This is a genomic window from Skermanella sp., from assembly GCF_059503625.1.
In genome coordinates this window covers 1-22,237 of record NZ_JCACHA010000566.1, presented here as the reverse complement: position 1 = coordinate 22,237, position 22,237 = coordinate 1, and the positions used below count along the sequence as shown (strand labels likewise).

Below are 22,237 nucleotides of genomic sequence, written 5' to 3'. Positions count from 1 at the left end.
ACACCACGCTCTTGCTGAAGCCGACCCAGAAATGGATCATGTGGACGCCGTTCTCGGTCTGGGTGATATAGGCCGTACCCGACAGCCCCAGCATGGTGGTTCCGACGATGTAGCCGCCCAGGATTCCCAGGAAGCACGAATAGACGAACAGCAGCGGCATCATCAGCGCCAAGGCCAGGACGCGCGGCAGCACCAGGAAGTCGATGGGCGAAATGCCGATGGTGGACAGGGCGTCGATCTCCTCGTTGCCCTGCATCGTGCCGAGCTGGGCGGCATAGGCGGCGCCGATCCGGCCGGCCAGGACGATGCCGGTCATCAAGGCCGCCATCTCCCGCGTCATGGCGAGCCCGACCAGATTGGCGACGTAGATATCCGCGCCGAACTGCCGGAGCTGGATCGCGCCGACGAAGGCCACGGTCAGGCCGATCAGCAGCGAGACGATCGTGACGATCGGCAGGGAAGCGGCGCCCGCGTCCTGGAGCGCCTGGAGGAAGTCGACCCGGCGGAACCTTGCCCGGCCGATCGTCAGCCGTCCCAGCGCCAGCACGATCTCGCCCAGGAAAGTAACCGCCTGGTCCATGCCGCGCCAGCCCTCCAGCACGGAGCGGCCGACACGGACCGGCAGGGAGTCGTCGCCGCTTCCACGCGCGGCATCGGCCTTGACCGGAACCGCACGGGCGAGCTTCAGCAGGCGGGGCACGCCTGCGGGCAGGCTCCCGGTGTCGAATTCCAGGTTCCGGGCATGGCAGAGATCGCCGACCTTGAGCAGATAGCTGACCAGCGAGCTGTCCCAGCCCACCAGGCCGCGGTCTTCGGCCCGGACGCTGCGGATGCGCCGCTCGCCGTCGAGCAGCGCTTCGATCTCGGAAGCGGATGCCAGTCCCCGTCCGATCCGCCAGCGTCCGGACAGCGCAAGGACCAGGGCGCCGTCATTGCCGGTGCGCAACTCCAAACCGTTGCCTTGCAATGCTTCTCCAGCTTCGTCCCGTCCGCCGGACTTGTCTTGCCTGGTTGCCGCCGTCATTCCACTCCGTCCGAAATCGGGCTGGCAGCCGGAAGCCGGGCGCCTCGATCGCTGAGCCGGTCACCGGGCCGGGCACCTAGTCCCTTACCGGTTCGGGTACCCTGAACGAAGGTAGAGCGGACTGGTTTGTTCCCTGACGGGCGGAAATCCCCGGCCCTGTCGTTTCCGTGCCTCACCGGTTCTCAACCGTCGCCAGCGGCGCCCGGACCCGGCGCCTATCCATGGCGCCGGCAGATTTCCGCCGTCGTGAGGTCGGGCAGCTCGTCCTTCGTAACGCCGAACTTGGAGACCAGGGCAAGGTGTTCCGGCGTGCCGCGGAACTCGAGGAGGTGCTTGTTGAAGGCGGCCAGCAAGTCGGCATCCTGAAAGCGGAAGCCGAATGCGCCGTAGTGGACTGTCTCGGGACCGGCAGCCGGGATCCGGCTGTCGAACGGTTTTGCCCGCTCCAGTTCTTGCGGATAACGCTCGACCAGGGCTTCCACGGCCTTGGCGGTGGCGGCATAGGCGTCGATCCTGCCGGCCCTCAGGCTGCGGCCAGCCGAAACGGCATTGGGAAACAGCACGATCTGTTCGTCCCTGATGCCGGCCGCACGGGCGTACCCGTGCTCGATCGTACCGGCTACGACGCCCAGCCGGATCGTGAGGTCGATCGCGATGTCGCCGTAGGCGTGGAGATTGCGGGGGTTGCCGGCCCTGACCGCCAGGCCCTGCCCAAGCTGGTTGACCGCCCGGTAGGTCGGCTCGGAAAAGGCGATCTGCCGGCACCGGTCGGGCAGGATATACATCCCGGTCGCGATCACGTCGAAGCGCCCGGCCTTCAAGTCATGGATCAGCATGCCGAACTCGCTCTCGACCGTCTGCACGGCATTGACTCCCATGCGCGCGAAGACCTTGCGGGCGACTTCCGGTCCTTCCCCGGTAACGCGACCCCCCGGCCCGAGATAGGCATACGGCGCTTCGGCCGCGAAGCCGATCCGCACCGTCCCTGTCCTCAATATCCGTTGCAGCGCGGATTCGGGTGCCGCGGCGCGCACACCGGGGTTCGCGGCGGCGCAGAGCAGGAAGGGAACCGCCATGGCCAAGGCCATCAGCTTGACGGGATTCAGCATGACGATGCCGGTTCTCAAGAGTTCCTTGACCCGGCACCGTCTGATCATGGTTAATCTCCTGCAATTTAAGGATGCCTAAATTACAAAGATATGCTTTGCAATGATAATGAAACCACCTTGCAGATGTATCATGCCATCCATGCAACGGTCATCCGGGCCAGAGTCTCCTTGCCCAAGGTCTCCTGGTGAATGATGCGGATCAGGCTTGCATATCTGCTGCTGGCGGCAGCGCTCCCGATCGTCATCTTCGCCGCCGTCATGGTGGTTCTGTTCGACCGGCAGCAGACACGCTCATGGGAGGCCGTCGTCCGGCAAACCGCCGAAACCGCCCTGAACACGGTGGACGAACGGATCACGACGGTCAGGATCGCCCTGGAAACGCTGGTCGTCACCGGCTTGCCGATCGTCGAATGGCGGGAGGAGTTCACCGGACAGGCGGACCGCATCCTGGAGCAGCGTCCGGAATGGATGGCGTTGCAGCTTACTTGGCGCGGCGACCGGATCGACCGCACCCGGCGCAATTTCCGGATCCCTCGCTCGATCGACGAGCAGACCGACGAAGTCTTCCGTTATGGCGAGTTCCGGGTCAGCGGTGTATTGGCCGATCGAAACTCCGAGCAGGAGCCCGTGGTCGCGGTCAGCGTGCCGGTCCAGGGACCCTACGGCGTCGAGCATGTCCTGACCGCCTATGTCAGCGCCTGGGCGATCAATCAGGCGCTGCGCGATCAGGGCATGACGCCGGGCTGGCGCATTGCGGTGCTGGATACCGCCGACCGGCTGATCGCCCGCACGCTGTCGGAAGACCGCTTCGATCCCGGAATCGGGGGAGAACCCGACCGGACGCTGCTGGACGGGCTTCACAGCGGGCAGTCGCATTTTTTCGCGACGAACCTCAAGAACGAGAACCTGTTCGTGTCGTCCGCCGTGTCCACCATGACGGGGTGGACGGTCACCCTGGGCATGCCGGGCGAACTGGTGGAAGCGCCGGCGAGACGGACGCTGGCGGCGGTCACCGGCGGCGGCGCCTTGGCGGTCGTACTGGCGCTCAGTATCGGCTGGCTGCTGGCGCGGACCCTGATGAAACGGCAGATCGCCGAGCGGCGGCTGCTCCAGTTGGAACTGGCCCAGGCGGCACAGGAACGGACCGCTGCGATCCTGGAGAGCACGACGGACGGTGTGTTCGAAGTGGACCGGGACTGGCGGATCGTCTTCATCAATCAGCGCGCCCGGACGCTGATCGCCGGCGGCGCCGACGTGTCGGGCAGCATCCTTTGGGACGTGCTTCCCGACGCCATCGGCACGACTTTCTGGAGCCACTACCACCGTGTCGCGACGGAACGGGTTACGGCGGAGTTCGAGGACTTCTACCCCGCCCTGAGCGCATGGTTCTACGTCCGGGCGTTTCCCTCCGCCGACGGCGGCCTCGCGGTCTATTTCCAGGACGTCACCGAACGGCGTCAGGCGCTCGACGCCCTGGCGGAAAGCGAATCGCGCTACCGCTTCCTTGCGGAAAGCGTCCCGGAGATCGTCTGGACGGCGAAGCCGGACGGCACGCTGGACTACGGCAACGCCCGGCTCGCCGCGTATGTCGCCAAGCCTCCCGCCGATTCCGCTGGAAAAAGCGGCATCGCGCAGGACTGGAACATCAACTGGAAGGAGGTGGTTCATCCGGAGGACACGCAGGCCACCCTCAACGCCTGGCTTAAGGCCCTGGGCTGCAACACCCCGTTCGAATGCAAACTCCGGATGCGGCGCGCCGATGGGATGTATCGTTGGCATCTGGCGAGAGGTGTGCCGATGCTGGACGAGACTGGGCAGGTCGTGAAGTGGTTCGGGACCACGACCGATATCCACGACCAGATACTCTACCAGGAAACATTGCAGGCGGCGCGCGACGACGCCGAACGGGCGAAGCGCGAAGCCGAGCAGGCCGATCTGGCGAAAAGCCGGTTCCTGGCCGCCGCCAGCCACGACTTGCGGCAGCCGATGCAGTCGCTCTTCCTGTTCGCCGACGGGCTGGAGCAGCACATAAACGACCCCGAGGGAGGAGAGAAGCTGCTGCATCTGCGGCGCGGACTGGACGCCCTGAAGCAGTTGCTCGATGCGCTGCTCGACATATCGCGGCTGGACGCCGAATCGGTGACCCCGACCGTGGAAGATTTCGCGTTGAGCGGGATGTTCGGCCAGATCGAGGCCGCCTATGGCCGGGTGGCGTCGGCCAAGGGACTGGCGTTCTCGATCCATCACCAGGATCTGGCGGTTCGGACCGACCGGACCCTGCTGGGCCGGATCGTCTGCAACCTGATCGAGAACGCGATCCAGTATACCGCCACGGGTGCCGTCCGGGTCGAATGCCGGCAGGCCGGGGACCGGGTCAGGATCGACGTGCAGGACACCGGCATCGGCATCCCGCCGGAACAGATGGACGACATCTGGCGGGAGTTCCATCAGGTCGGCAACCCCGAACGCGACCGCAACAAGGGCATGGGGCTGGGCCTCGCCATCGTCCAGCGTCTTGCCAGACTGCTCGGCTGCCGGGTGGAAGTGCTGTCGGCGCTGGGACGCGGCTCGATCTTCAGCATTGAGGTCCCGGCCGGGACCGCCGTGGCGGTTCCCGAACCGATGCCGGAGGCGGAGCCGGTTCTCAGCCCCGCCGGCGGCCGCTACGCCGTGCTGGTGGACGACGACGCCATCGTCCTGATGGGGTTGCAGAGCATCCTGCGCGACTGGGGGTACGACGTCCTGGCGGCGGGGTCGACCGACCAGGCCCTGGAGCGCCTGCGGGCAACCGGACACCGCAAGCCCGACATCATCGTCGCGGATTACCGCCTGCGCGGCGGCCGCGTCGGCACGGAGGCGATCGTCAGGATACGCGAGCTGTTCGAAAGCAACATCCCCGGCGTCATCCTGACCGGCGAGACCGGGCCGGAATGCGCCGTGGACGCAGCGGCTCACGGCTTCAGCATAGCCCACAAGCCGATCACCTCGCGCCAGCTCAGCGTGGCGGTGGAAAAGCTGCTGGCGGAGGCGTCGGACTGAGCGCTTGCCTTCTTGAGGCCCGGCGCTACTGGACGCGCCGGATACGTCCCTCGACCGCCGGGGCAACCGGCCCGGTCGTCCTGATGTATTCCGCCAGCACCGTTTCCAGATTGGGGCCGTAGTCGTAGGCGTTCTTCGCCTTGGCGAACAGGCCGTAGCCGTCGCCGCCGGTCCGGACGAAGTTGTTGGTCACCGCCTTGTAGGTGGCGGACGGATCGACCGGGCGATACGCGCCGCCGGCATCGCGGATCTCGGCCGACGAGATCCGCGCTCCCTCCGGCTTGGCCGGATCGAAGGCGTAGCGCAGTCCCGCCACCTGGGGGAAACGGCCGGTGCCGGACGTGGTCTTGTCATGGGCGCGGCTGACGCCGCTTTCCAGGCTCGCCAGCAGGTCGGCGCCCGTCACGTCGAAGGTGGCTATGGTGTTGGAGAAGGGCAGCACTTCGATCACGTTGCCCATCGTCACCTGCCCCGCCGGGATGCCGGACCGGATGCCTCCGCCGTTCTGGATCGCGACCTGGGTCCCCTGCCCCCTGGTCGCCCACAGCATGGCGTCGGCGATCAGGTTTCCGAGGTTGCATTCCCCGAACCGGCAGGCGTCGCTGGTCCCGACCAGTTCGACCTTGGCCTCGCCGACCGGCTGTCGGCGAAGCTGCGCCAGCGGCACGTTGAGCTGGGACACCTTGTCGGCGACGGCGGGGTCCAGGGCGACATCGTTGGACAAGGCTACCGGCTTGCCGCCCCACGCCGTCACGACGCCGGCGGCGTCGAACGTCACGTCCAGCATGCCCAGATGGGTCCCGTAGGAACCGGCCTGGACGACCAGCGCCGGAGCGCCGGACGGCGTCTTGACGACGGTCGGATACGGTCCGGCGGCCTTGTCGCTGCCGGTTTCCAGGAAGGTATGGCTGTGGCCGCCGACATAGACGTCGACGCCATCGACCTGGGCGGCCAGCGCTTGGTCTTCCGAATAGCCGATATGGGTCAATGCCACGATCTTGTCGACGCCGCGCGCCTTCAGCGCGGCGACAGCGCGGGTCAGCGCCTGCCCCTCGCTGCGGAAGGCGACCGTGGGGCCGGGGCTGGAGGTGATCGGCGTGTCTGCGGTGGTCAACCCGACGATGCCGATCCGCTGGCCGTTCTTCACGACGATGGTATAGGGCTTGTAGCGGTCCTTCAGGCGTGGCTCGCGCGACGTGTCGGTATTGGCGCTCAGCACCGGCCAGGACACGGCATCCAGGTAGGGGCGAAGTCCGGCGGGACCGTCGTCGAACTCATGGTTGCCGAGCGTCTGCGCATCGGGGTTCAGCATCCCGAGCACGGTCTGGACGGCGCCGTGCTTGTACTGGGTATAGAACAGCGTGCCCTGGAACTGGTCGCCGGCATCCAGGAACAGCGCGTTGTCGCCGCGCAGTTCCTTCAGCTTGGTCTGGAGGCGGGCAGCGCCGCCGATGCACTTCTTCTCGGCCTCGTCCTTGGGCGTGCAGAATCCGCCGGTCGCCGTGATCTGGTCGTAGCGGGCATGCACGTCGTTCACATGGAGGATGCGGAGCTGGTAATCCGCGCCGGCCGCCCCGGCGGCGGTCGCGGTGAACGCGCCCAGAAAAGCGGCTATCGCCGATCCGAGCAGAACTGTCTTCAACGCCATTATCCTTCGTCCCCCAATGCGGTGCCGGCTGATCATCGATTTGTGCCCGAGCAAGCGACCGGACGGCAAGAACAACACGCGGCGGGATCGCAAAAAGGGGGTGGTTGGCCTATGCGGGCAGACATACAACCTTTTGCCCATTGATGTGTTCACTCCACAAGAACAAGCCCCCGCCAGTTCGCGAAAGGTGCTCTATGGAAATCCTCGATAGCGTATTGAGTTTTTTGAACACAGTAATTTGGGAATATCTGCTGATCTATGTGCTGATCGGCACGGGCATCTATTTCACGATCAGGACGAAGTTCGTTCAGTTCAGGCGATTTCCCCATCTGTTCGGGGTGATGGCGGGATCGCGGCACTGCGAAGGCGGCGGGATTTCGCCCTTCCAGGCCTTCTGCGTCAGCATGGCGAGCCGGGTCGGCACCGGCAATATCGCGGGCGTCGCCATAGCGCTGACGCTGGGCGGGCCGGGTGCCGTGTTCTGGATGTGGTGCGTGGCGCTGGTCGGCATGGCGACGGCCTTCGTCGAAGCGACCTTGGCGCAGTTGTATAAGGTGCCGCAGCCGGACGGCACGTTCCGGGGCGGGCCGGCTTATTACATCCAGCGCGGGCTGGGCTCGCGCGGCTGGGGCATCGTGTTCGCGGTGCTGCTGATCTTAACCTTCGGGCTGGCCTTCAATGCGGTCCAGGCCAACACCATCGCCGACGTGCTGGGCGAGAGTTTCGGCGTTCCCACCGTCGTCACCGGCATCGTGCTGGCGCTGATCTGTGCTCCGATCTTCTTCGGCGGCATCCGATCCGTGGCGCGGGTGGCGGAGTGGATGATGCCGATCATGGCGGCGTTGTATATCGTGCTGGCGCTGGTGATCGTGGCGATCCACATCGACCGGATACCCGACGTGTTCATGCTGATCGTCCGCTCCGCCTTCGGCCTGGATCAGGCGGCGGCCGGCGCCTTCGGCGGGCTGTCGGCGGCGCTGCTGAACGGCGCCAAGCGGGGATTGTTCTCCAACGAGGCCGGCATGGGCAGCGCCCCCAACATGGCGGCGACGGCGACCACGATCCACCCGGCGACCCAAGGCTTCATCCAGGCGCTGGGCGTCTTCGTCGATACCATCGTGATCTGCTCGGCCACGGCCTTCATCATCCTGCTGTCCGACCAGTACGACCCGACCGGAGCTACCGAGATGGCGGGCGCCAGCCTGACCCAGTCGGTGATCGCCTCGGAGTTCGGCGCCGTGGGCGGGCTGTTCATGACCTTCGTGATCTTCCTCTTCGCCTTCTCCTCCATCATCGGCAACTACGCCTATGCCGACGGCAACATGACCTTCCTGGGCGCCAGGGTGAAGGTGCTGAACGTCTTCCGGATCGTCGCGGTGCTGGCGGTGTTCGGCGGCTCGGTCGGGGAATTGCCCACGGTCTGGGCGATGGCCGACGTTGCGATGGGCTTGATGGCGCTGGTCAATCTGGGCGCGATCCTGATGCTGTCGAAGTGGGCGATGGCGGCTCTCGCCGACTACGAGGCCGGCGAGCGCAAGGGGCTGCCGCATTTCGAAGCCAGCGGCAACCGGCATATGCCGGGGGCGCTGCCGACCGAGGTGTGGTGAGGTAGCACGCCCCTACAACGCCAACTCCCAATTCTACCCAATCATCGGCGGTTTGAACATATAGTGCGGCTCTTCCGCAATCAGACGGCGGCCGACGCTCAGCCCGCGCGCGGCAGGCTCGACGTAGAGGGGACGCAGTTTGGCAACCTGATCGTCCTGCCGCATCAGGAAGACCAAGCCGTCAAGTCACCTGTATGGATGACTCAGTCAACGATATTCCCGTGGACGTGACGCCGTGACCCTGTGGCGATGCTGCTTTAGTTCAAGTTGACAGGATTCCGGCGGGCGGTCACGGTTGGGCCCAACAAACATCAAAATGGGAGGATCGACGCATGTTCACTCTGGCGCTGCTGCTGTACCGGAAGCCCGGAACTTCGACCCAGGAATACCAGACTTATTGGCATGACGTTCACGGCCCGATCGCGGCGAAGATTCCGGGGCTGAAGGGCTATGTGCAGCTTCACGGCCAGCCGGACGCCGAGGGAAATCTGCCGGTTGATGGCATCGCCCAACTGACCTTCGACAGCGAAGACGCCATGAAGGCGGGCTTCGCCTCGCCGGAGGGCAAGGCGGCGCTGGACGACGTGGCGAACTTCGCCGATACGTCGCGGCTGGTGTCGGTGCCGGTCAACCCTCGAACGATAGTTTAAGCCAGCACGAAAAACGGGACGGCGGCCGGTCCCTATTGGGATCGGCCCAGGAACTTCTCCAGCAACGCGCGGGCCGCCACGGTCGGCGTCGTCTCGGCATGGGTGACGGCGTGTTCGGCGGCGGCGAGGTCGGCGCGGACGGCGGGGTGGTGGCGGAAGGCGTCGGTCAGGGTTTCGGCGATCTCGCTCCACATCCAGGCCCGCGCCTGCTCGGCGCGGCGGGCATCGAGCGCGCCGCTCGCCGACAGAGTCTCACGGTACTTGCCGATGGTTTCCCAGACCTCCGGAACGCCAAGCCGGGTCGCGGCGGAGCAGGTCAGGACCGGGACTTTCCAGTCCTTCGACGGCGAGCGCAGCAATGCCAGCGCGTGGCGGTACTCGGCGACGGCGTGGCGGGCGGCGTTGACCAGGGCGCCGTCGGCCTTGTTGACGACGATCAGGTCGGCCAGCTCGACAATGCCCTTCTTGATGCCCTGAAGCTCGTCGCCGCCGCCCGGCAGCAGCAGCAGCATGAACAGATCGACCATGTCGGACACGGCGGTTTCCGACTGGCCGACGCCGACGGTTTCCACGATCACGACGTCATAGCCTGCCGCCTCGCAGGCCAGCATCGCCTCGCGCGTCCGCCTTGCGACGCCGCCCAGCGTGCCGCCGCTGGGAGAGGGGCGGATGAAAGCTGACGTGTTGCGGGTCAGCTCCTCCATCCGGGTCTTGTCGCCCAGGATCGAGCCGCCCGTCCGCTGCGACGACGGGTCCACCGCCAGCACCGCGACCTTGTGCCCCTGCCCGATCACATGGAGGCCGAAGGCTTCGATGAAGGTCGATTTGCCGACGCCGGGCACACCGGAAATACCGATCCGGATCGAGTTGCCGGTATGCGGCAGCAGTTCCGCCAGCAATTCTTCCGCCATGGCGCGGTGGTCGGCGCGGGTCGATTCGATCAGGGTGATGGCGCGGGCGAGCGCGCGGCGGTCACCCCGGCGGATCGCCTCGGCGGTTTCGGCGGGAGAAGCGGCGGAGCGGCGGCTGCCGGGAGGCGGAGTAACTGTCATGGTATCCTGAACCTACAGTCGGACCGCCCAAGGCTCAAGATGCCGGTGCGGGCGAAGGTGCGGCGATATGGTCCAGCCAGCGCTCCAGCGCGGAAAAGGTCGCGGCTGCCGCCTCGGTCGCGGCGGCGCGGTCTTCCTCGGTCAGTATGTCCCGCTCGATCAGGTCGCGGAGCGACTGCCGCTCCGCCTTCAGGTCGATCCCGGCGGAGGCGAAATACGATGCGCCTTGATCGGGGCCGACGGCGAGCGTGCGCTGGAGATGCGGCAGCATCGCCCGCCCGCCATGGGCCGAACCGTCCAGCACCCAGCGGGCGCCGATCCTGGCCGCCGATGTCGGAAGCTCCGGCAGGTCCGTCGCCAGCGGCGGTTCGACGCCCGCTGCCGCCGCATCGAGCATGCCGATATCGGCCAGCAGCAGCGGCGTGCGGGCGGCGCGTCCCGCAGCCTCTTCGCCCAACCGCTGTTCCATCGGCGCCACGAAGCCGTACAGGGCGCGGACCGCGCCGAGATAGCCTTCGGCGGTCGGCTGGCGGGCCGTCAGCGGGCGGAGGACCGGGTGCAGGTGAAGCCGCTCGTGAACGGGCCACGTGGCGGTGCGCAGGCGCTCGGTAACGTCTTTGACGGCAAGATCTCTGGTCATGGCATCAACCATGGCTGATAACGGGTTTCGAATACGATACGGGCAGATCCGCTACCGCCTTTTCGCCGGCCGCTTCCTGCTGGCGGGTCCACATCGCGGCATAGGCGCCCCGGCGGGCCAGCAACTCGGCGTGGCGTCCGCGCTCCACGATGCTGCCGTCTTCCAGGACGATGATCTCGTCGGCGTCGATCACGGTGGACAGCCGGTGCGCGATCACCAGCGTCGTCCGGCCCCGGCTGACTTCCCGCAGGTTCGCCTGGATTTCGCGCTCGGTATGGGTGTCCAGGGCGGACGTCGCCTCGTCGAACAGCAGGATGTCGGGCTGCTTCAGGATGGTGCGCGCGATGGCGACGCGCTGCTTCTCGCCGCCCGACAGCTTAAGCCCGCGTTCGCCGACCATGGATTTGTAGCCGTCGGGCAGGCGCAGGACGAAGTCGTGGATATGGGCCAGCTTCGCCGCCCGCTCGACCTCCTCCACCGAGGCGCCGGGACGGCCATAGGCGATGTTGTAGAAGATCGTGTCGTTGAACAGGACGGTGTCCTGCGGGACGATGCCGATGGCGGCTCGCAGCGACGACTGGGTGATGGTCGAGATGTCCTGGCCGTCGATCAGGATGCCGCCCGAGTTGGGATCGTAGAAGCGGAACAGCAGCCGGCTGATGGTCGATTTGCCCGCGCCGCTGGGGCCGACGATGGCGACCGTGCGCCCGGCGGGGACCGTGAAGGATACGCCCTTCAGGATCGGCCGGCGCGGATCGTAGCCGAACTCGACATCCCTGAAGGTCACCGTGGCGCCGGCCACGTCCAGCGCCTTGGCATCGGGGGCGTCGGCGATCTCCCGATCGATCTCCAGCAGTTCGAACATCTTCTCCATATCGGCAAGACCCTGCTTGATCTCGCGGTAGACGAAGCCGAAGAAGTTGAGCGGCTGGTAAAGCTGGAGCAGGTAGGTGTTGACCAGCACGAAGTCGCCGATAGTCATGGTGCCGTTCATGATGCCGCGCGCCGCCATGTACATCACGACAGTCAGGCCGATGGAGATGATCGCGGCCTGTCCGATATTCAGCAGCGACAGGCTGGTCTGACTGCGTACCGCCGCCTTTTCATAGAAGCTCAGGGCATTGTCGTAGCGCCGGGCCTCGTGCTCCTCGTTGCCGAAGTATTTGACGGTCTCGTAGTTGAGCAGGCTGTCGATCGCCTTGGTGTTGGCCTGGTTGTCCATCTCGTTCATCTCGCGGCGGAACTTCGTCCGCCACTCGGTCACGACCAGGGTGTAGGCGATATACAGGACGACCGTCAGGAAGGTCGCCAGCGCGAACCAGATGTTGAACATCCCCCACAGGATCGCGCAGACCAGCAGGATCTCCAGCAGCGTCGGCAGAATGTTGAACAGCATGAAGGACAGCAGCGTCTGGATCGCCTTGGTCCCGCGCTCGACCGAGCGCGACAACCCGCCGGTCTGGCGTTCCAGATGGAAGCGCAGCGACAGCGCGTGCAGGTGCCGGAAGACGTTGAGCGCCACCGCCCGGATCGAGCGCTGGGCCACCTTGGCGAAGATCGCGTCACGCAATTCGCCGAAGGCCAGCGACAGGACTCTGGCCAAGCCATAGGCCAGGATCATGCCGACCGGCAGCACCGCGATCGTTCCCGCCGTCGTGCCCAGCGCGTCGATCGCGTGCTTGTACAGCACGGGCACGTAGACGTTGGCGATCTTGGCGATGAACAGGCAGACGATGGCGGCGACGACCCGGACACGAAGTTCCATCTCGTTGCGTGGCCACAGATAGGGCAGCAGCGAACGGATGGTCTCTCGCTCCCCCAGCTTGCGCGGTCGGGTGAAGCGGCTCATTTCAGCGTCGGACATGAATGCGGGCCTGATGGCGTCGGGATTACGCGACTAACCTAGGCTGCGGCGATGCAGGTGTCCATCGGCGAGCGGTCGCGGCGGCCGGCGGCGATGATCCGCTCCAGCCGCCTGACGTAGCGGCCGGTGGCGGCGCGGAGCCGCTTGGCATCCGCGCTTTCGGGTGCGACCGTGTTGACGGCCATGGCATGGTCGGCCATCTGGAAAGCCAGATAGCAGGGCGTCAGCAGGGCCAGCAGGTCGGGGTTCACGGGATGTCCGTACTGCCCGGCGACGATCCGGCACAGCCGCTGGCACTCCGACTCGGACAGGTCCAGCTCGACGGTGGCGCCGGCGATGTCCCACGCGATGTCCTGGCAGCCGATCAGGTCGTGCCCGGCGTGATGGTCGAGCGCGTCGGTCTTCAGCAGGCGCCCATCCGGTGCATGCAGCCATTCCCAGGCATGGAGGCGGTTGTCGGTCTCGACTCGCCTGACGGCGTCCTCCAGCAGGCCGGCGTCGCGCAGCAGGGAGTCCAGGTCGCGGGCGGCGTCATCGCCAAGCGTTTGGGCCGTGTTGAACCGCGCCATCTCGGCAAGCGCCGTCAGGGATGCGCCCTGCTCCGCACCGGCGGCGAAGTGGCGGGCGCGGAAGCCAAGATAGCGGCCGACCTGCTCCACCACTCCGTCGCGGTCGCCGAACCGCTGGTCGAGGGACACGGCGCCGTCGATCCAGCGCTCGACCAGGAAGCCGTGACGAAAGCCCGCCACCTCCGGCGTGAAGCCGGCGGCGTGGAGCGACCGGGCGCGGGCCAGCTTGCGCTCCCCCATGCTCCCCAGTCCCACGAACTTCAGCAGCCACGTGCCATCGGCGGTCGGCAGCAGGAACTTGCGGCGCTCCAACTGGGGTTTGACCGGCGGCCATTCTGCCTCGCGGGAATAGCGGACCGCCCGCCACCAGCCGCCGGAGATTTCCATCATGTCGCCGGTGGGCTGGCCGGCCAGTTCGGCGGCCCAGGTTTCCAGCCGGTGCTCCGGCCTTTTCGGCTTGTGGATCAGCATGTCGCCGATATCGACGACATGGCGGCGGGCCTTCTGCCAGCGCAGCCAGTGACGCTCGCTGGAGCAGCCTCCCGGCGTTCCCCGATGGCTGGGGAAGAAGTGGATGCGGTCGGGAGCGACGCCGCCATCCTCCAGGAAGTCCGCAACCGCGCCGAACGAACTGCCGGACAGGCCGGGGCCTTCGTCCACCACGGCGTAGCGGGCATCCTTGCCGGCCAGGATCTCGGCGGACAGACCATCCGCCAGCCTGATCTCCCGGTTGAACGGATGGCCGGCCGGACGCAGGGTCACGGCGCTCCGAAGCCCCAAGCCGGCCGCCACGACGGCGGCCAGCGGCGCTCCGACGCTGCGCAGGCCGATCACCTGGGTCGGCCGCTCCGCTGCATGCAATGCGCCGGCGGCCTCCAAATAGGTTTCCGGGTACAGGCTGTAGAGCGAGAAGCCTTCCGCCGTCTTCGTGGTGATCGCGTCCGGCAGGGAATGACTCATGACTGAACGAAGTTCCGCTTCCGGCAAGCCGCCCAATTGATGGAAGCCAGTGCGCCACGACTGGCGAACGCAGCACGCGATGCCGATCAGCAGCGCCATCGGCGCATCGGTCAGGTCCGACCGGGCGTCATGTCCCAGATCCGCGAACTGAGCATCCGCCAATCCCTGGGTCAGCTCACCGGCATCGATCAGCGCCGCTACCAGGACGGCATGCCGTTCGATCCCCGCCGGCATGCGCCCCAGCCGCCGCAGCATTTCGTCCAAGCGCTCGACGGCAGCGCGAGGGTTTTCGATCCGGGACTGATCGCCGTAGACAAGCATGAACTGGAGCCATTCGCTGGAGGCGGGGTGCTGAAAACAAGGCGGCGAATGGCAACCGTTACAAACGTACTTAGTTCCTGCTCGATCGGCATGACGGCATCAGCCGCGATGCTATTGCATGCAATGATGCTCGGATGAATCCTTTCAACAGCTACTTTCCTGCCCTTCTTGCGTATGTCTTCAGCTCGCCAGATTCATCTTTGCATGCAATCGTATCTTCCTGTATTCCATAATCCCAAGAGACAAATTCATATCCGGGGAGGAAACCGGTGGCTGCATCGAAGCCCGAGACCGCGAAGCCGTGGCCCATGAACGCATGGTATGCCGCGGCCTGGAACTACGAGATCAAGCGCCAGCTGACCCCGCGCACGATCTGCGGCAAGGACATCGTCCTCTACCGCAAGACCGACGGACAGGTGGCGGCCCTTGAAGACGCCTGCTGGCACCGCCTGCTGCCGCTGTCGCTCGGCCATCTGAACGGCGATCAGGTGGTTTGCGGCTACCATGGCCTCGTCTTCAATTCGGTCGGCCGCTGCACCTATATGCCGGCGCAGGAAACCATCAATCCGTCCGCCTGCGTCCAGTCGTTCCCGGTCGTGGAGAGATACCGGCTGGCCTGGGTCTGGATGGGCGACCCGGCGCTGGCCGACCCGGACAAGATCCCGGACTTCCACTGGAACAGCGACGAGCCCTGGGTCGGCGAAGGCGGCACCTTCTACAGCCTGAAATGCGATTACCGGCTGGTCGTCGACAATCTCATGGACCTGACCCACGAGACCTATGTCCATGCCGGCAGCATCGGCGACGACGCCATCACCCGCAATCCGTTCGACGTCACCCATACCGACCGCAAGGTCACGGTGTCGCGCTGGATGGAGAACATCGAGCCTCCGCCGTTCTGGGCGCGCCAGCTCGGCAAGCCCGGCCACGTGGACCGCTGGCAGATCATCCATTTCGAGGCGCCCTGCGTGGTCGCCGGCGATGTCGGCGTGGCGCTGGCCGGGACAGGTGCGCGCGACGGCGACCGCAGCCAGGGCGTCAACGGCTTCTTCCTGGCAGCCATCACGCCGGAATCCGAGACGAGCTGCCATTACTTCTGGAACTTCGTCCGCAGCTTCCGCACCGACGACCAGAGCCTGACCAAGGAACTGAACATTGCCCACGTCAACGACGGCAAGGGCGTCTACGATCAGGACCACGCCGTTCTGGAAGCTCAGCAGGCCGCTATCGACAAGAACCCGCGCCAGCCGTTCTATAATCTCAACATCGATGCCGGAGCCCTGTGGGCAAGGCGCATGATCGACCGCATGCTGGCGGCCGAACAGGGAGAGCGCCCCGGCATCGCGGCTGAGTAATTTCAAGCAGGAGCGGCACCCGATGGAAGAGACCCCTCGCAACTCCCAGACGACCAGGGCGATCCTGCAACTGCGGGAACTGATCCTGAACGGCGAGTTGAAGCCGGGCGAGCGGGTCCCCGAACTGGGCATCGTAGATCGGCTCGGCGTCTCCCGGACGCCGGTCCGGCTGGCGCTGGCCCGGCTCCAGGAGGAAGGGCTGGTCGACTGTCTGGCGACAGGCGGCTTCGTCGTGCGGGAGTTTTCGGAAGCCGACATCATCGACGCGATCGACCTGCGCGGCGCCCTGGAAGGCATGGCGGCCCGCCGCTGCGCCGAGCGCCGCCTTGGCCGCGCCGATCTGGCGGAAGTCCGGGACTGCCTGGGCAGCCTGGACAGTCTGGTCCGGCGGCCCGAGCTGAGCATGGACGATTTCTCGGACTACATCCGCCTGAACGACCGCTTTCACAGCCTGCTGGTGGAGCTGTCCAACAGCGCCGTGATCCAGCGGTCGATCGAGCGGATGCTGCATATGCCCTTCGCCCAGCCCGGAGCCTTCGTGCTGGTCCAGTCGGAACTGCCGGAATCGCGGGAGATCCTGTTCATCGCCCAGGACCATCACCGCTCCATCGTCGAGGCGATCGAAGCGTTCGAACCGGGACGCGCCGAAATGCTGGCGCGCGAGCACTCCAGGCTCGCCCGGCGCAACCTTCAGGTCGTCCTCAAGAGTCAACGGCATCTGCAACGCCTGCGGGGATCGTCGCTGATCCGGCTGGCCGAGGATGCCTGATCAGCACCCTGAATAAGCGTGGCCTGATCGGTATCGTGGAATCTGAGAAATGCGCGAGGTTATGGAATGGCAGACGGGCCGGTTGCGGTCCGTCCGCGACGTGACGCCCGACATCCGCCTGTTCGAGATCGAACCGGACGGCAAGTTCAAGGCGCCGACGCCCGGCAGCCACATCAATATCACCGTCCAGATCGGCGGCCGGCCGGACGTGCGGTCCTACTCCATCGTCGGCCCCTGCGCCGACGGCGTCTACCGGATCGCGGTCAAGCTGCTGCCGGACAGCCGGGGCGGCTCCGCCTATATGTGGCGGCTGTCTCCGGGCGACCGGCTGACGATCACGGAACCGGGCAACCACTTCGAACTGGCGCGCCGCCGGCCGGAATACCTGCTGCTGGCGGGCGGCATCGGAATCACGCCGATCTACACGATGGCGCTGGCACTGGCGGACGCCGGCGCCGAATTCCGCCTGCTCTACGCCTGCCGCAGCCGGCAGGACCTGGCCTTCGGCGACGAATTGCGCGAGCGGCTGGGCGACCGGTTGCAGATCTTCATCGACGAGGAAGGCGGGCGCGTCGATCTGGCGGCCGAGATCGCGAGGCTCGCTCCCGGCGGGGAGTTCTATGTCTGTGGCCCGATCGGCTTGCTGGAAGCGACGAAGCGGGCGTGGCAGGACAGCGGCCGGCCGGTCGACGGGCTGCGGTTCGAGACCTTCGGCAACAGCGGGCGCTTCGCGTCGCAGGACTTCACCGTGAAGATCCCGCGCCTGGGCCGGGAAATCACCGTCCCGCGCAACCAGACCATGCTCGAAGCGCTGGAAAACGCCGGGGTTGAGATGATCTTCGACTGCCGGCGCGGCGAGTGCGGGCTGTGCGCCGTGAAGATCCTGGAGCTTGAAGGGGCGGTCGATCACCGCGACGTCTTCTTCAGCGACACGCAGAAATCCGCCAACAGCCACATGTGCACCTGCGTCTCGCGCGCCGTGAACGGCAGCATCACCATCGACACGGCGGACCGGGCCGGCTGAGCCGGCGCCTTATCCGAAAACCGGTACCCCGTAGGTCGGCCTAGAGCGAAGCGGCAGCCGACAAGCAGGCGCGTCTATGTCGGCTGCCGCTTCGCTCTAGACCGGCCTACGCAGAACAAGCTGAAACAATCAAACAAACCCAGGGAGGAAGATCCATGGCGGTCTCCAAGGCCGAGGCTGATCCGCGCGTGCTGATCAGGGAAGGCGACATGAGCAGCTTTCAGGTCATCGTCGTGACGCTCTGCGTTCTGATCTGCGCGCTCGATGGCTTCGACGTGCTGGTGGTCGCCTTTACGGCGGCGGCCATCGCGAGGGACTTCAACCTCGACCCGACGGGTCTCGGCATCCTATTCAGTGCCGGGATTGCCGGCATGGGCTTCGGCGCACTGTTCATCGGGCCGATGGGCGACAAGATCGGCCGGCGGACGACGGTGCTGCTGTGCCTCGTCATCCTGTGCAGCGGCATGCTGATCTCGTCGGTCACCCGCGACGTGACGGAACTGGCGGCGATGCGGTTCTACACCGGCCTCGGCATCGGCGGCGTTCTGGCGAACATCAACATCGTGGTCACGGAATACGCCTCCAACCGCAGGCGCAACCTGTCGATCTCGCTGATGTCGCTGGGCTACCCGATCGGAGCCACGCTGGGCGGCGCGTTTTCCGTCTACCTGATCTCCGCCTTCGGCTGGCGCTCGGTCTATGTGTTCGGCGGGCTGGTGGCGCTGATCCTGGTGCCCGCCGTCATCCGCTTCATGCCGGAATCGCTGGACTACCTGATCGCAAGACGCCCGGCGGGCGCACTGGACAAGGTCAACCGGGTGCTGGCCCGGATCGGCCGGCCTCATCTCTCCGCCCTCCCCGCTCCGCAACGGGCGGAGGAAGCACCCGACACCAGCCTGCTCACCATCTTCCGGCCGCCCTATGCCGGGCGGACGCTGGCGGTCTGCGTCGCGTATTTCTGCGTGATGATGACCTGCTACTTCTTCCTGAGCTGGACGCCCAAGGTGCTGACGCAGGCCGGTCTCAGCATCAGCGGCGGCATCTCGGGCTCGATGCTGATGAACATCGGCGGAGCCATCGGCTGCCTGCTGTTCGGCTTCTATGCGCGGGGCATCGGGACGCGCCGGCTGGCCGCATGCTTCATGGTCGGGCTGTTCGTTACCGCGTCGATCTTCGGCTTCGTCCCGGCGACGCTGACGGCGCTGCTGACGGCGGCGCTGGCGATCGGCTTCTGCCTCTACGCCTCGATCAATGCGATGTACGCCGTAGTGCCTCCCGTCTTCCCCGCCACCGTGCGGACGACGGGAACAGGCCTCGCGATGAGCGTCGGACGGCTGGGCGCCGTGGTCGGGCCGGCGCTGGCCGGGGTGCTGATGTCGGCCGGCTGGGACCGGCCAGCCTACTGCCTGGTCCTCGCCGCTCCCATGCTGATCGCGGCGGCGAGCCTCTACTGGGTGCGCAACTTCGATACGGTGGCGGAACCGGCCAGGGAACCCGCAATACCGGCTGGAGCGGCGGCAACCCGGAAGTAACCGGCGCCGTTACTTCGGCACAAGATAAACACAGCCGAAGGGAAAAGGCGATGGACCGGGAGGAACGGGTAAAACAGCGCGCCCAGGAGATCTGGGAACGCGAAGGACGGCCCGAGGGCCGGGAGCAGCAGCACTGGTATCAGGCGCTCGAAGAGATTGCGGTGGAGGAGGACGGCTCCCTCTCCGCCGCCGGGGAGGAGGACCCGGAACCGGTGTTCATGCCCTCCCCCGACGTCGCGGCCAATCCGGCCAACGCCTCGGACAGCCCTAAAGACTGACCGTCAAGGACTGATCCTCAGCGGGTGCGCACCTTGTCGATCTCGGCGAGCATTTCCTTCATCAGGGGCTCGCCGACCTCTTGAGCGTACTTATCCGCGACAGGCTTCAGCTTCTCGCGCATGCGCTCGGTCTCGGCGGCCGGGAACTCGGTGACGGTCATGCCGTCCTTCTTCAGCTTCTCCAGCGCCGCGACGTTGGTTTCACGGGAAACCTTGCGCTCATAGGCCGTCGCCTCGACGGCGGCCTCCCGCAGGATCCGGTGTTCGTCCCCGGACATCTTGTCCCACGTCTTCTTGCTGAACAGCACGACCAGCGGGTTGTAGATGTGCCGGGTGGTCGAGGTGTATTTCTGGACCTCCTGATACTTGGAGCTTTCGATCAGGGCGTAGGGGTTTTCCTGCCCGTCCACCGCACCGGTCTCCAGGGCGGTATAGACCTCCGGCAGCGGCATCGGCACGGCGTTGGCGCCGAGAGCGTTGAAGGTATCGATCACGATGGGGATCTGGATCACCCGGATCTTCAGCCCCTCGATATCTTCCAGCTTGGCGACGGGCCGCCGGTTGTTGGTCAGGTTCCTGTAGCCATGGTCCCAGTACCCAAGCCCGATCAGGCCTTTCTCCGGCAGACGCGCCAGCAGCTTCTGGCCGACGGGACCGTCGAGCACGGCGTCGGCTTCCTCGTAGCTGTCGAACAGCAGCGGGAAGTCGAAGATCGAGAACTCCTTGATGTTGCCGGAAACGGTGCCCGGAACCACCATCGTCATGTCGATGGTGCCGCCCTGAAGCGACGACACGACGGCCAGATCGCCCCCCAGCGTGCCGCCGCCGAACAGCTTGGCGGTGATCTTGCCGCCGCTCTTCTCGGCGACGATGTCGGCGAACTTCTGTGCCCCCAGCCCGTGGGGATGTTCCTTGATGTTGACGAACGCGATCTTGAGACTGCGCTCCTTGATGTCGGCGGCATTGGCACCGTTCGCCGCAAGCAGGATGGCGCCGACAACGGCCAGACCGGCCGATACGCGCTTGAAGCTGTTTTTCATGTTCGCCCCTTGGTCTTGGTATCGGGAGCAACAGATCAGTGGATGAAACGGGTCGGCGACTTTTCACGCCGGACGCTGTTTTTCGATCCGACCGATATCTCGAACCGATATGGACAAACCCACGATGAACGCCCGCCCGATGCGGCTCGGTTTCGCCGTCAAGGTGATGGGCCAGCCTGACCTGAAGAGCAACGATGCCCGGCGCTGGGCCAGCGACCCGCACCTGAAGGTGTCGCTGGAATATGTCGACGGCATCCTCGACTATCTCGACCGCCAGGACATCCGGATGTACCGGCTGTCGTCCGACCTCGCCCCCTACGCCACGCACCCCGACATGCCGCAGTTCCACGGCATGGTCAGGGAGTCGGCGGCGGAGCTGAAAGCGATCGGCGACAAGGCGAAGCGGCTGGATATCCGGATGTCGTTCCACCCCTCGCAGTTCGTCGTATTGAACAGCCCCGATCCAGAGCTGATCAAGAAGAGCATCTGGGACCTGTCGTCCCAGGCGGAGATGCTGGACCTGATGGAGCTGGGACCGGAAGCCGTGCTGGTGATCCATGTCGGCGGCACCTATGGCGACCGCCAAAGCAGTGCTGCCCGCTGGGTCGAGACCTGGAAGATCCTGCCGGAACACGTTCGCCGCCGGCTGGTGCTGGAACACGACGACCTGCGCTTCAGCGCCGCCGATGTGCTGTGGATTCACGAACAGACCGGCGTCCGGCTGATCTTCGACTACCAGCATTTCTGGTGCCTGAACCCGGAAGGCCTGGACATGCGCCAGACCTTGCAGGCGATCCTGCGGACATGGCCGGATGGCGTCCGCCCCAAGATCCACTTCTCCTCGCCCCGGACGGAACTGCGTCAGGTCAAGCGCACCGATAAGAAGACGCGCAAGAGCACCCTCGCCAACGTAGCACCCGTCTGGACCGGGCACGCCGATTTCTGCAACCCGTTCGAGTTCGCCACCTTCATGCGGACGGCCGAAGGTTTGGAATTCGATATCATGCTGGAGGCGAAGTCCAAGGACCTGGCGCTGGTCCGGCTGCGGCCCGACATGCTGCGCTACGCCCCCGACGTGGCGGTCCGCTTCGGCCTGACGGCGGAGCGGGCGGAGGAGCTGGAGCGGCAGGAGGCCGCCCTGATGGAGGCCGAGAGCTGACGGTGCGGCGTAACCTTTTCCACTTTCGAGGGTTATCCAACGACAGAGGTTCGCGTTACCTCAAAATTACGGATGGAGGACGTCGTGTTTAAGGGTGGATTGCTTTGGATGATGGGCGTGCCGGTAATCGTCGTGATCGTGCTTCTGGTGATGGGCATCATCTGAAAGCACCGAAACGCTCCTTGCAGGCCGGCGCCTGTAGGTCGGTGTAGAGCGAAGCGGCACCCGACACGGACGCGCCGGATTGTCGGGTGCCGCTTCGCTCTACACCGACCTACGAAACACCTTTTCCGGATGGACCTAGGCCGCCGACAACGCCGACTTCCGGGCCGCCAGTTGCCGGATCACCACCGGGACGATCAGCGCCAGCCCCAGCAGCGACGAGTAGATTTCCGGCGCCACCAGCAGGATCGCGGCGAAGCCCAGCACCAGACGCTCCCACTTCTTCGCGACGGCCAGCATATAGCCCGACAGGGCGGCGCTCAGGCACGTGATGCCGATGATGCAGCCGGCGAAGGCGATGATGAAGTCCGGCCACGTGAATCCCGGCGCCACCAGCAGAAGCGACGGCGAGAACACGAACACGAACGGCACCAG

General features: G+C 65.8%; 18 protein-coding genes and 1 pseudogene. 9 read left to right on the top strand and 10 right to left on the bottom strand.

Annotation, left to right across the window (positions count from 1 at the left end; all coding sequences use genetic code 11):
* Nucleotides 1–1,024 (bottom strand): MlaE family ABC transporter permease (locus AC5JJ6_RS12985; protein WP_496042443.1); only part of this gene is annotated, 1,024 nt, incomplete at its 3' end.
* Between the two features lie 215 nt (nt 1,025–1,239).
* Nucleotides 1,240–2,181 (bottom strand): ectoine/hydroxyectoine ABC transporter substrate-binding protein EhuB, encoded by a 942-nt coding sequence (gene ehuB, locus AC5JJ6_RS12980; protein WP_496042442.1) that lies wholly within the window; start codon nt 2,179–2,181, stop codon nt 1,240–1,242.
* 141 nt (nt 2,182–2,322) lie between these two features.
* On the opposite strand from ehuB, the gene AC5JJ6_RS12975 reads away from it, so the two are divergent.
* On the top strand, nt 2,323–5,172 hold the full coding sequence (locus tag AC5JJ6_RS12975) for a hybrid sensor histidine kinase/response regulator (protein ID WP_496042441.1): 2,850 nt from the start codon (nt 2,323–2,325) through the stop codon (nt 5,170–5,172).
* 25 nt (nt 5,173–5,197) lie between these two features.
* On the opposite strand, the gene AC5JJ6_RS12970 is transcribed toward AC5JJ6_RS12975, so the two are convergent.
* Nucleotides 5,198–6,820 (bottom strand): bifunctional metallophosphatase/5'-nucleotidase, encoded by a 1,623-nt coding sequence (locus AC5JJ6_RS12970; protein WP_496042440.1) that lies wholly within the window; start codon nt 6,818–6,820, stop codon nt 5,198–5,200.
* 143 nt (nt 6,821–6,963) lie between these two features.
* On the opposite strand from AC5JJ6_RS12970, the gene AC5JJ6_RS12965 reads away from it, so the two are divergent.
* On the top strand, nt 6,964–8,427 hold the full coding sequence (locus AC5JJ6_RS12965; protein WP_496042439.1) for an alanine/glycine:cation symporter family protein: 1,464 nt from the start codon (nt 6,964–6,966) through the stop codon (nt 8,425–8,427).
* Between the two features lie 33 nt (nt 8,428–8,460).
* Here the strand turns inward: AC5JJ6_RS12965 and AC5JJ6_RS12960 are convergent, their stop codons facing one another.
* Entirely contained in the window at nt 8,461–8,604 is a 144-nt protein-coding gene (locus tag AC5JJ6_RS12960; protein WP_496042438.1) for a hypothetical protein, read from the bottom strand.
* A gap of 155 nt (nt 8,605–8,759) precedes the next feature.
* Here AC5JJ6_RS12960 and AC5JJ6_RS12955 point away from each other — a divergent pair, with 155 nt between their 5' ends.
* Nucleotides 8,760–9,077, top strand: a complete 318-nt coding sequence (locus AC5JJ6_RS12955; RefSeq protein ID WP_496042437.1) for an EthD family reductase — start codon at nt 8,760–8,762, stop codon at nt 9,075–9,077.
* Nucleotides 9,078–9,109: 32 nt separating this feature from the next.
* Here AC5JJ6_RS12955 and meaB read toward each other — a convergent pair whose 3' ends face one another.
* Genes meaB through AC5JJ6_RS12935 form a run of 4 tightly spaced genes read right to left on the bottom strand, consistent with a single transcriptional unit; the run spans nt 9,110 to nt 14,483 of the window.
* Nucleotides 9,110–10,129 (bottom strand): methylmalonyl Co-A mutase-associated GTPase MeaB, encoded by a 1,020-nt coding sequence (gene meaB, locus AC5JJ6_RS12950; protein WP_496042436.1) that lies wholly within the window; start codon nt 10,127–10,129, stop codon nt 9,110–9,112.
* Nucleotides 10,130–10,163: 34 nt separating this feature from the next.
* Complete coding sequence (locus AC5JJ6_RS12945; RefSeq protein WP_496042435.1) at nt 10,164–10,769, bottom strand: biliverdin-producing heme oxygenase; 606 nt, start codon at nt 10,767–10,769, stop codon at nt 10,164–10,166.
* Between the two features lie 4 nt (nt 10,770–10,773).
* Nucleotides 10,774–12,633 (bottom strand): ABCB family ABC transporter ATP-binding protein/permease, encoded by a 1,860-nt coding sequence (locus tag AC5JJ6_RS12940; RefSeq protein WP_496042434.1) that lies wholly within the window; start codon nt 12,631–12,633, stop codon nt 10,774–10,776.
* A gap of 38 nt (nt 12,634–12,671) precedes the next feature.
* Nucleotides 12,672–14,483, bottom strand: coding sequence for a protein kinase family protein (locus tag AC5JJ6_RS12935; RefSeq protein ID WP_496042433.1), 1,812 nt, complete (start codon nt 14,481–14,483; stop codon nt 12,672–12,674).
* Nucleotides 14,484–14,752: 269 nt separating this feature from the next.
* Here AC5JJ6_RS12935 and AC5JJ6_RS12930 point away from each other — a divergent pair, with 269 nt between their 5' ends.
* From AC5JJ6_RS12930 to AC5JJ6_RS12910, 5 genes are all read left to right on the top strand, one after another.
* Complete coding sequence (locus AC5JJ6_RS12930; protein WP_496042432.1) at nt 14,753–15,838, top strand: aromatic ring-hydroxylating dioxygenase subunit alpha; 1,086 nt, start codon at nt 14,753–14,755, stop codon at nt 15,836–15,838.
* Nucleotides 15,839–15,860: 22 nt separating this feature from the next.
* On the top strand, nt 15,861–16,607 hold the full coding sequence (locus AC5JJ6_RS12925; protein ID WP_496042431.1) for a GntR family transcriptional regulator: 747 nt from the start codon (nt 15,861–15,863) through the stop codon (nt 16,605–16,607).
* Nucleotides 16,608–16,656: 49 nt separating this feature from the next.
* On the top strand, nt 16,657–17,631 hold the full coding sequence (locus AC5JJ6_RS12920; protein ID WP_496042430.1) for a PDR/VanB family oxidoreductase: 975 nt from the start codon (nt 16,657–16,659) through the stop codon (nt 17,629–17,631).
* A 155-nt stretch (nt 17,632–17,786) separates the two neighbouring features.
* Nucleotides 17,787–19,163, top strand: coding sequence for an MFS transporter (locus AC5JJ6_RS12915; protein ID WP_496042429.1), 1,377 nt, complete (start codon nt 17,787–17,789; stop codon nt 19,161–19,163).
* Between the two features lie 50 nt (nt 19,164–19,213).
* Entirely contained in the window at nt 19,214–19,441 is a 228-nt protein-coding gene (locus tag AC5JJ6_RS12910) for a DUF2934 domain-containing protein (RefSeq protein WP_496042428.1), read from the top strand.
* A 17-nt stretch (nt 19,442–19,458) separates the two neighbouring features.
* On the opposite strand, the gene AC5JJ6_RS12905 is transcribed toward AC5JJ6_RS12910, so the two are convergent.
* Complete coding sequence (locus tag AC5JJ6_RS12905; protein WP_496042427.1) at nt 19,459–20,481, bottom strand: TRAP transporter substrate-binding protein; 1,023 nt, start codon at nt 20,479–20,481, stop codon at nt 19,459–19,461.
* Between the two features lie 109 nt (nt 20,482–20,590).
* On the opposite strand from AC5JJ6_RS12905, the gene uvsE reads away from it, so the two are divergent.
* Nucleotides 20,591–21,640: a UV DNA damage repair endonuclease UvsE gene (uvsE, locus tag AC5JJ6_RS12900; RefSeq protein ID WP_496042426.1), complete on the top strand. Its 1,050-nt coding sequence runs from the start codon at nt 20,591–20,593 to the stop codon at nt 21,638–21,640.
* Between the two features lie 300 nt (nt 21,641–21,940).
* Here the strand turns inward: uvsE and AC5JJ6_RS12895 are convergent.
* Nucleotides 21,941–22,237 (bottom strand): annotated as a pseudogene (locus tag AC5JJ6_RS12895) (TRAP transporter permease); the annotation flags it as partial.

What these genes read in the sequence shown, in the direction of transcription:
- ehuB (WP_496042442.1), bottom strand. Translation starts at nt 2,181, where the DNA reads ATGATCAGACGGTGCCGGGTCAAGGAACTCTTGAGAACCGGCATCGTC.
- AC5JJ6_RS12975 (WP_496042441.1), top strand. Translation starts at nt 2,323, where the DNA reads ATGATGCGGATCAGGCTTGCATATCTGCTGCTGGCGGCAGCGCTCCCG.
- AC5JJ6_RS12970 (WP_496042440.1), bottom strand. Translation starts at nt 6,820, where the DNA reads ATGGCGTTGAAGACAGTTCTGCTCGGATCGGCGATAGCCGCTTTTCTG.
- AC5JJ6_RS12965 (WP_496042439.1), top strand. Translation starts at nt 6,964, where the DNA reads ATGTGTTCACTCCACAAGAACAAGCCCCCGCCAGTTCGCGAAAGGTGC.
- AC5JJ6_RS12955 (WP_496042437.1), top strand. Translation starts at nt 8,760, where the DNA reads ATGTTCACTCTGGCGCTGCTGCTGTACCGGAAGCCCGGAACTTCGACC.
- meaB (WP_496042436.1), bottom strand. Translation starts at nt 10,129, where the DNA reads ATGACAGTTACTCCGCCTCCCGGCAGCCGCCGCTCCGCCGCTTCTCCC.
- AC5JJ6_RS12945 (WP_496042435.1), bottom strand. Translation starts at nt 10,769, where the DNA reads ATGACCAGAGATCTTGCCGTCAAAGACGTTACCGAGCGCCTGCGCACC.
- AC5JJ6_RS12940 (WP_496042434.1), bottom strand. Translation starts at nt 12,633, where the DNA reads ATGTCCGACGCTGAAATGAGCCGCTTCACCCGACCGCGCAAGCTGGGG.
- AC5JJ6_RS12935 (WP_496042433.1), bottom strand. Translation starts at nt 14,483, where the DNA reads ATGCTTGTCTACGGCGATCAGTCCCGGATCGAAAACCCTCGCGCTGCC.
- AC5JJ6_RS12925 (WP_496042431.1), top strand. Translation starts at nt 15,861, where the DNA reads ATGGAAGAGACCCCTCGCAACTCCCAGACGACCAGGGCGATCCTGCAA.
- AC5JJ6_RS12920 (WP_496042430.1), top strand. Translation starts at nt 16,657, where the DNA reads ATGCGCGAGGTTATGGAATGGCAGACGGGCCGGTTGCGGTCCGTCCGC.
- AC5JJ6_RS12915 (WP_496042429.1), top strand. Translation starts at nt 17,787, where the DNA reads ATGGCGGTCTCCAAGGCCGAGGCTGATCCGCGCGTGCTGATCAGGGAA.
- AC5JJ6_RS12910 (WP_496042428.1), top strand. Translation starts at nt 19,214, where the DNA reads ATGGACCGGGAGGAACGGGTAAAACAGCGCGCCCAGGAGATCTGGGAA.
- AC5JJ6_RS12905 (WP_496042427.1), bottom strand. Translation starts at nt 20,481, where the DNA reads ATGAAAAACAGCTTCAAGCGCGTATCGGCCGGTCTGGCCGTTGTCGGC.
- uvsE (WP_496042426.1), top strand. Translation starts at nt 20,591, where the DNA reads ATGGACAAACCCACGATGAACGCCCGCCCGATGCGGCTCGGTTTCGCC.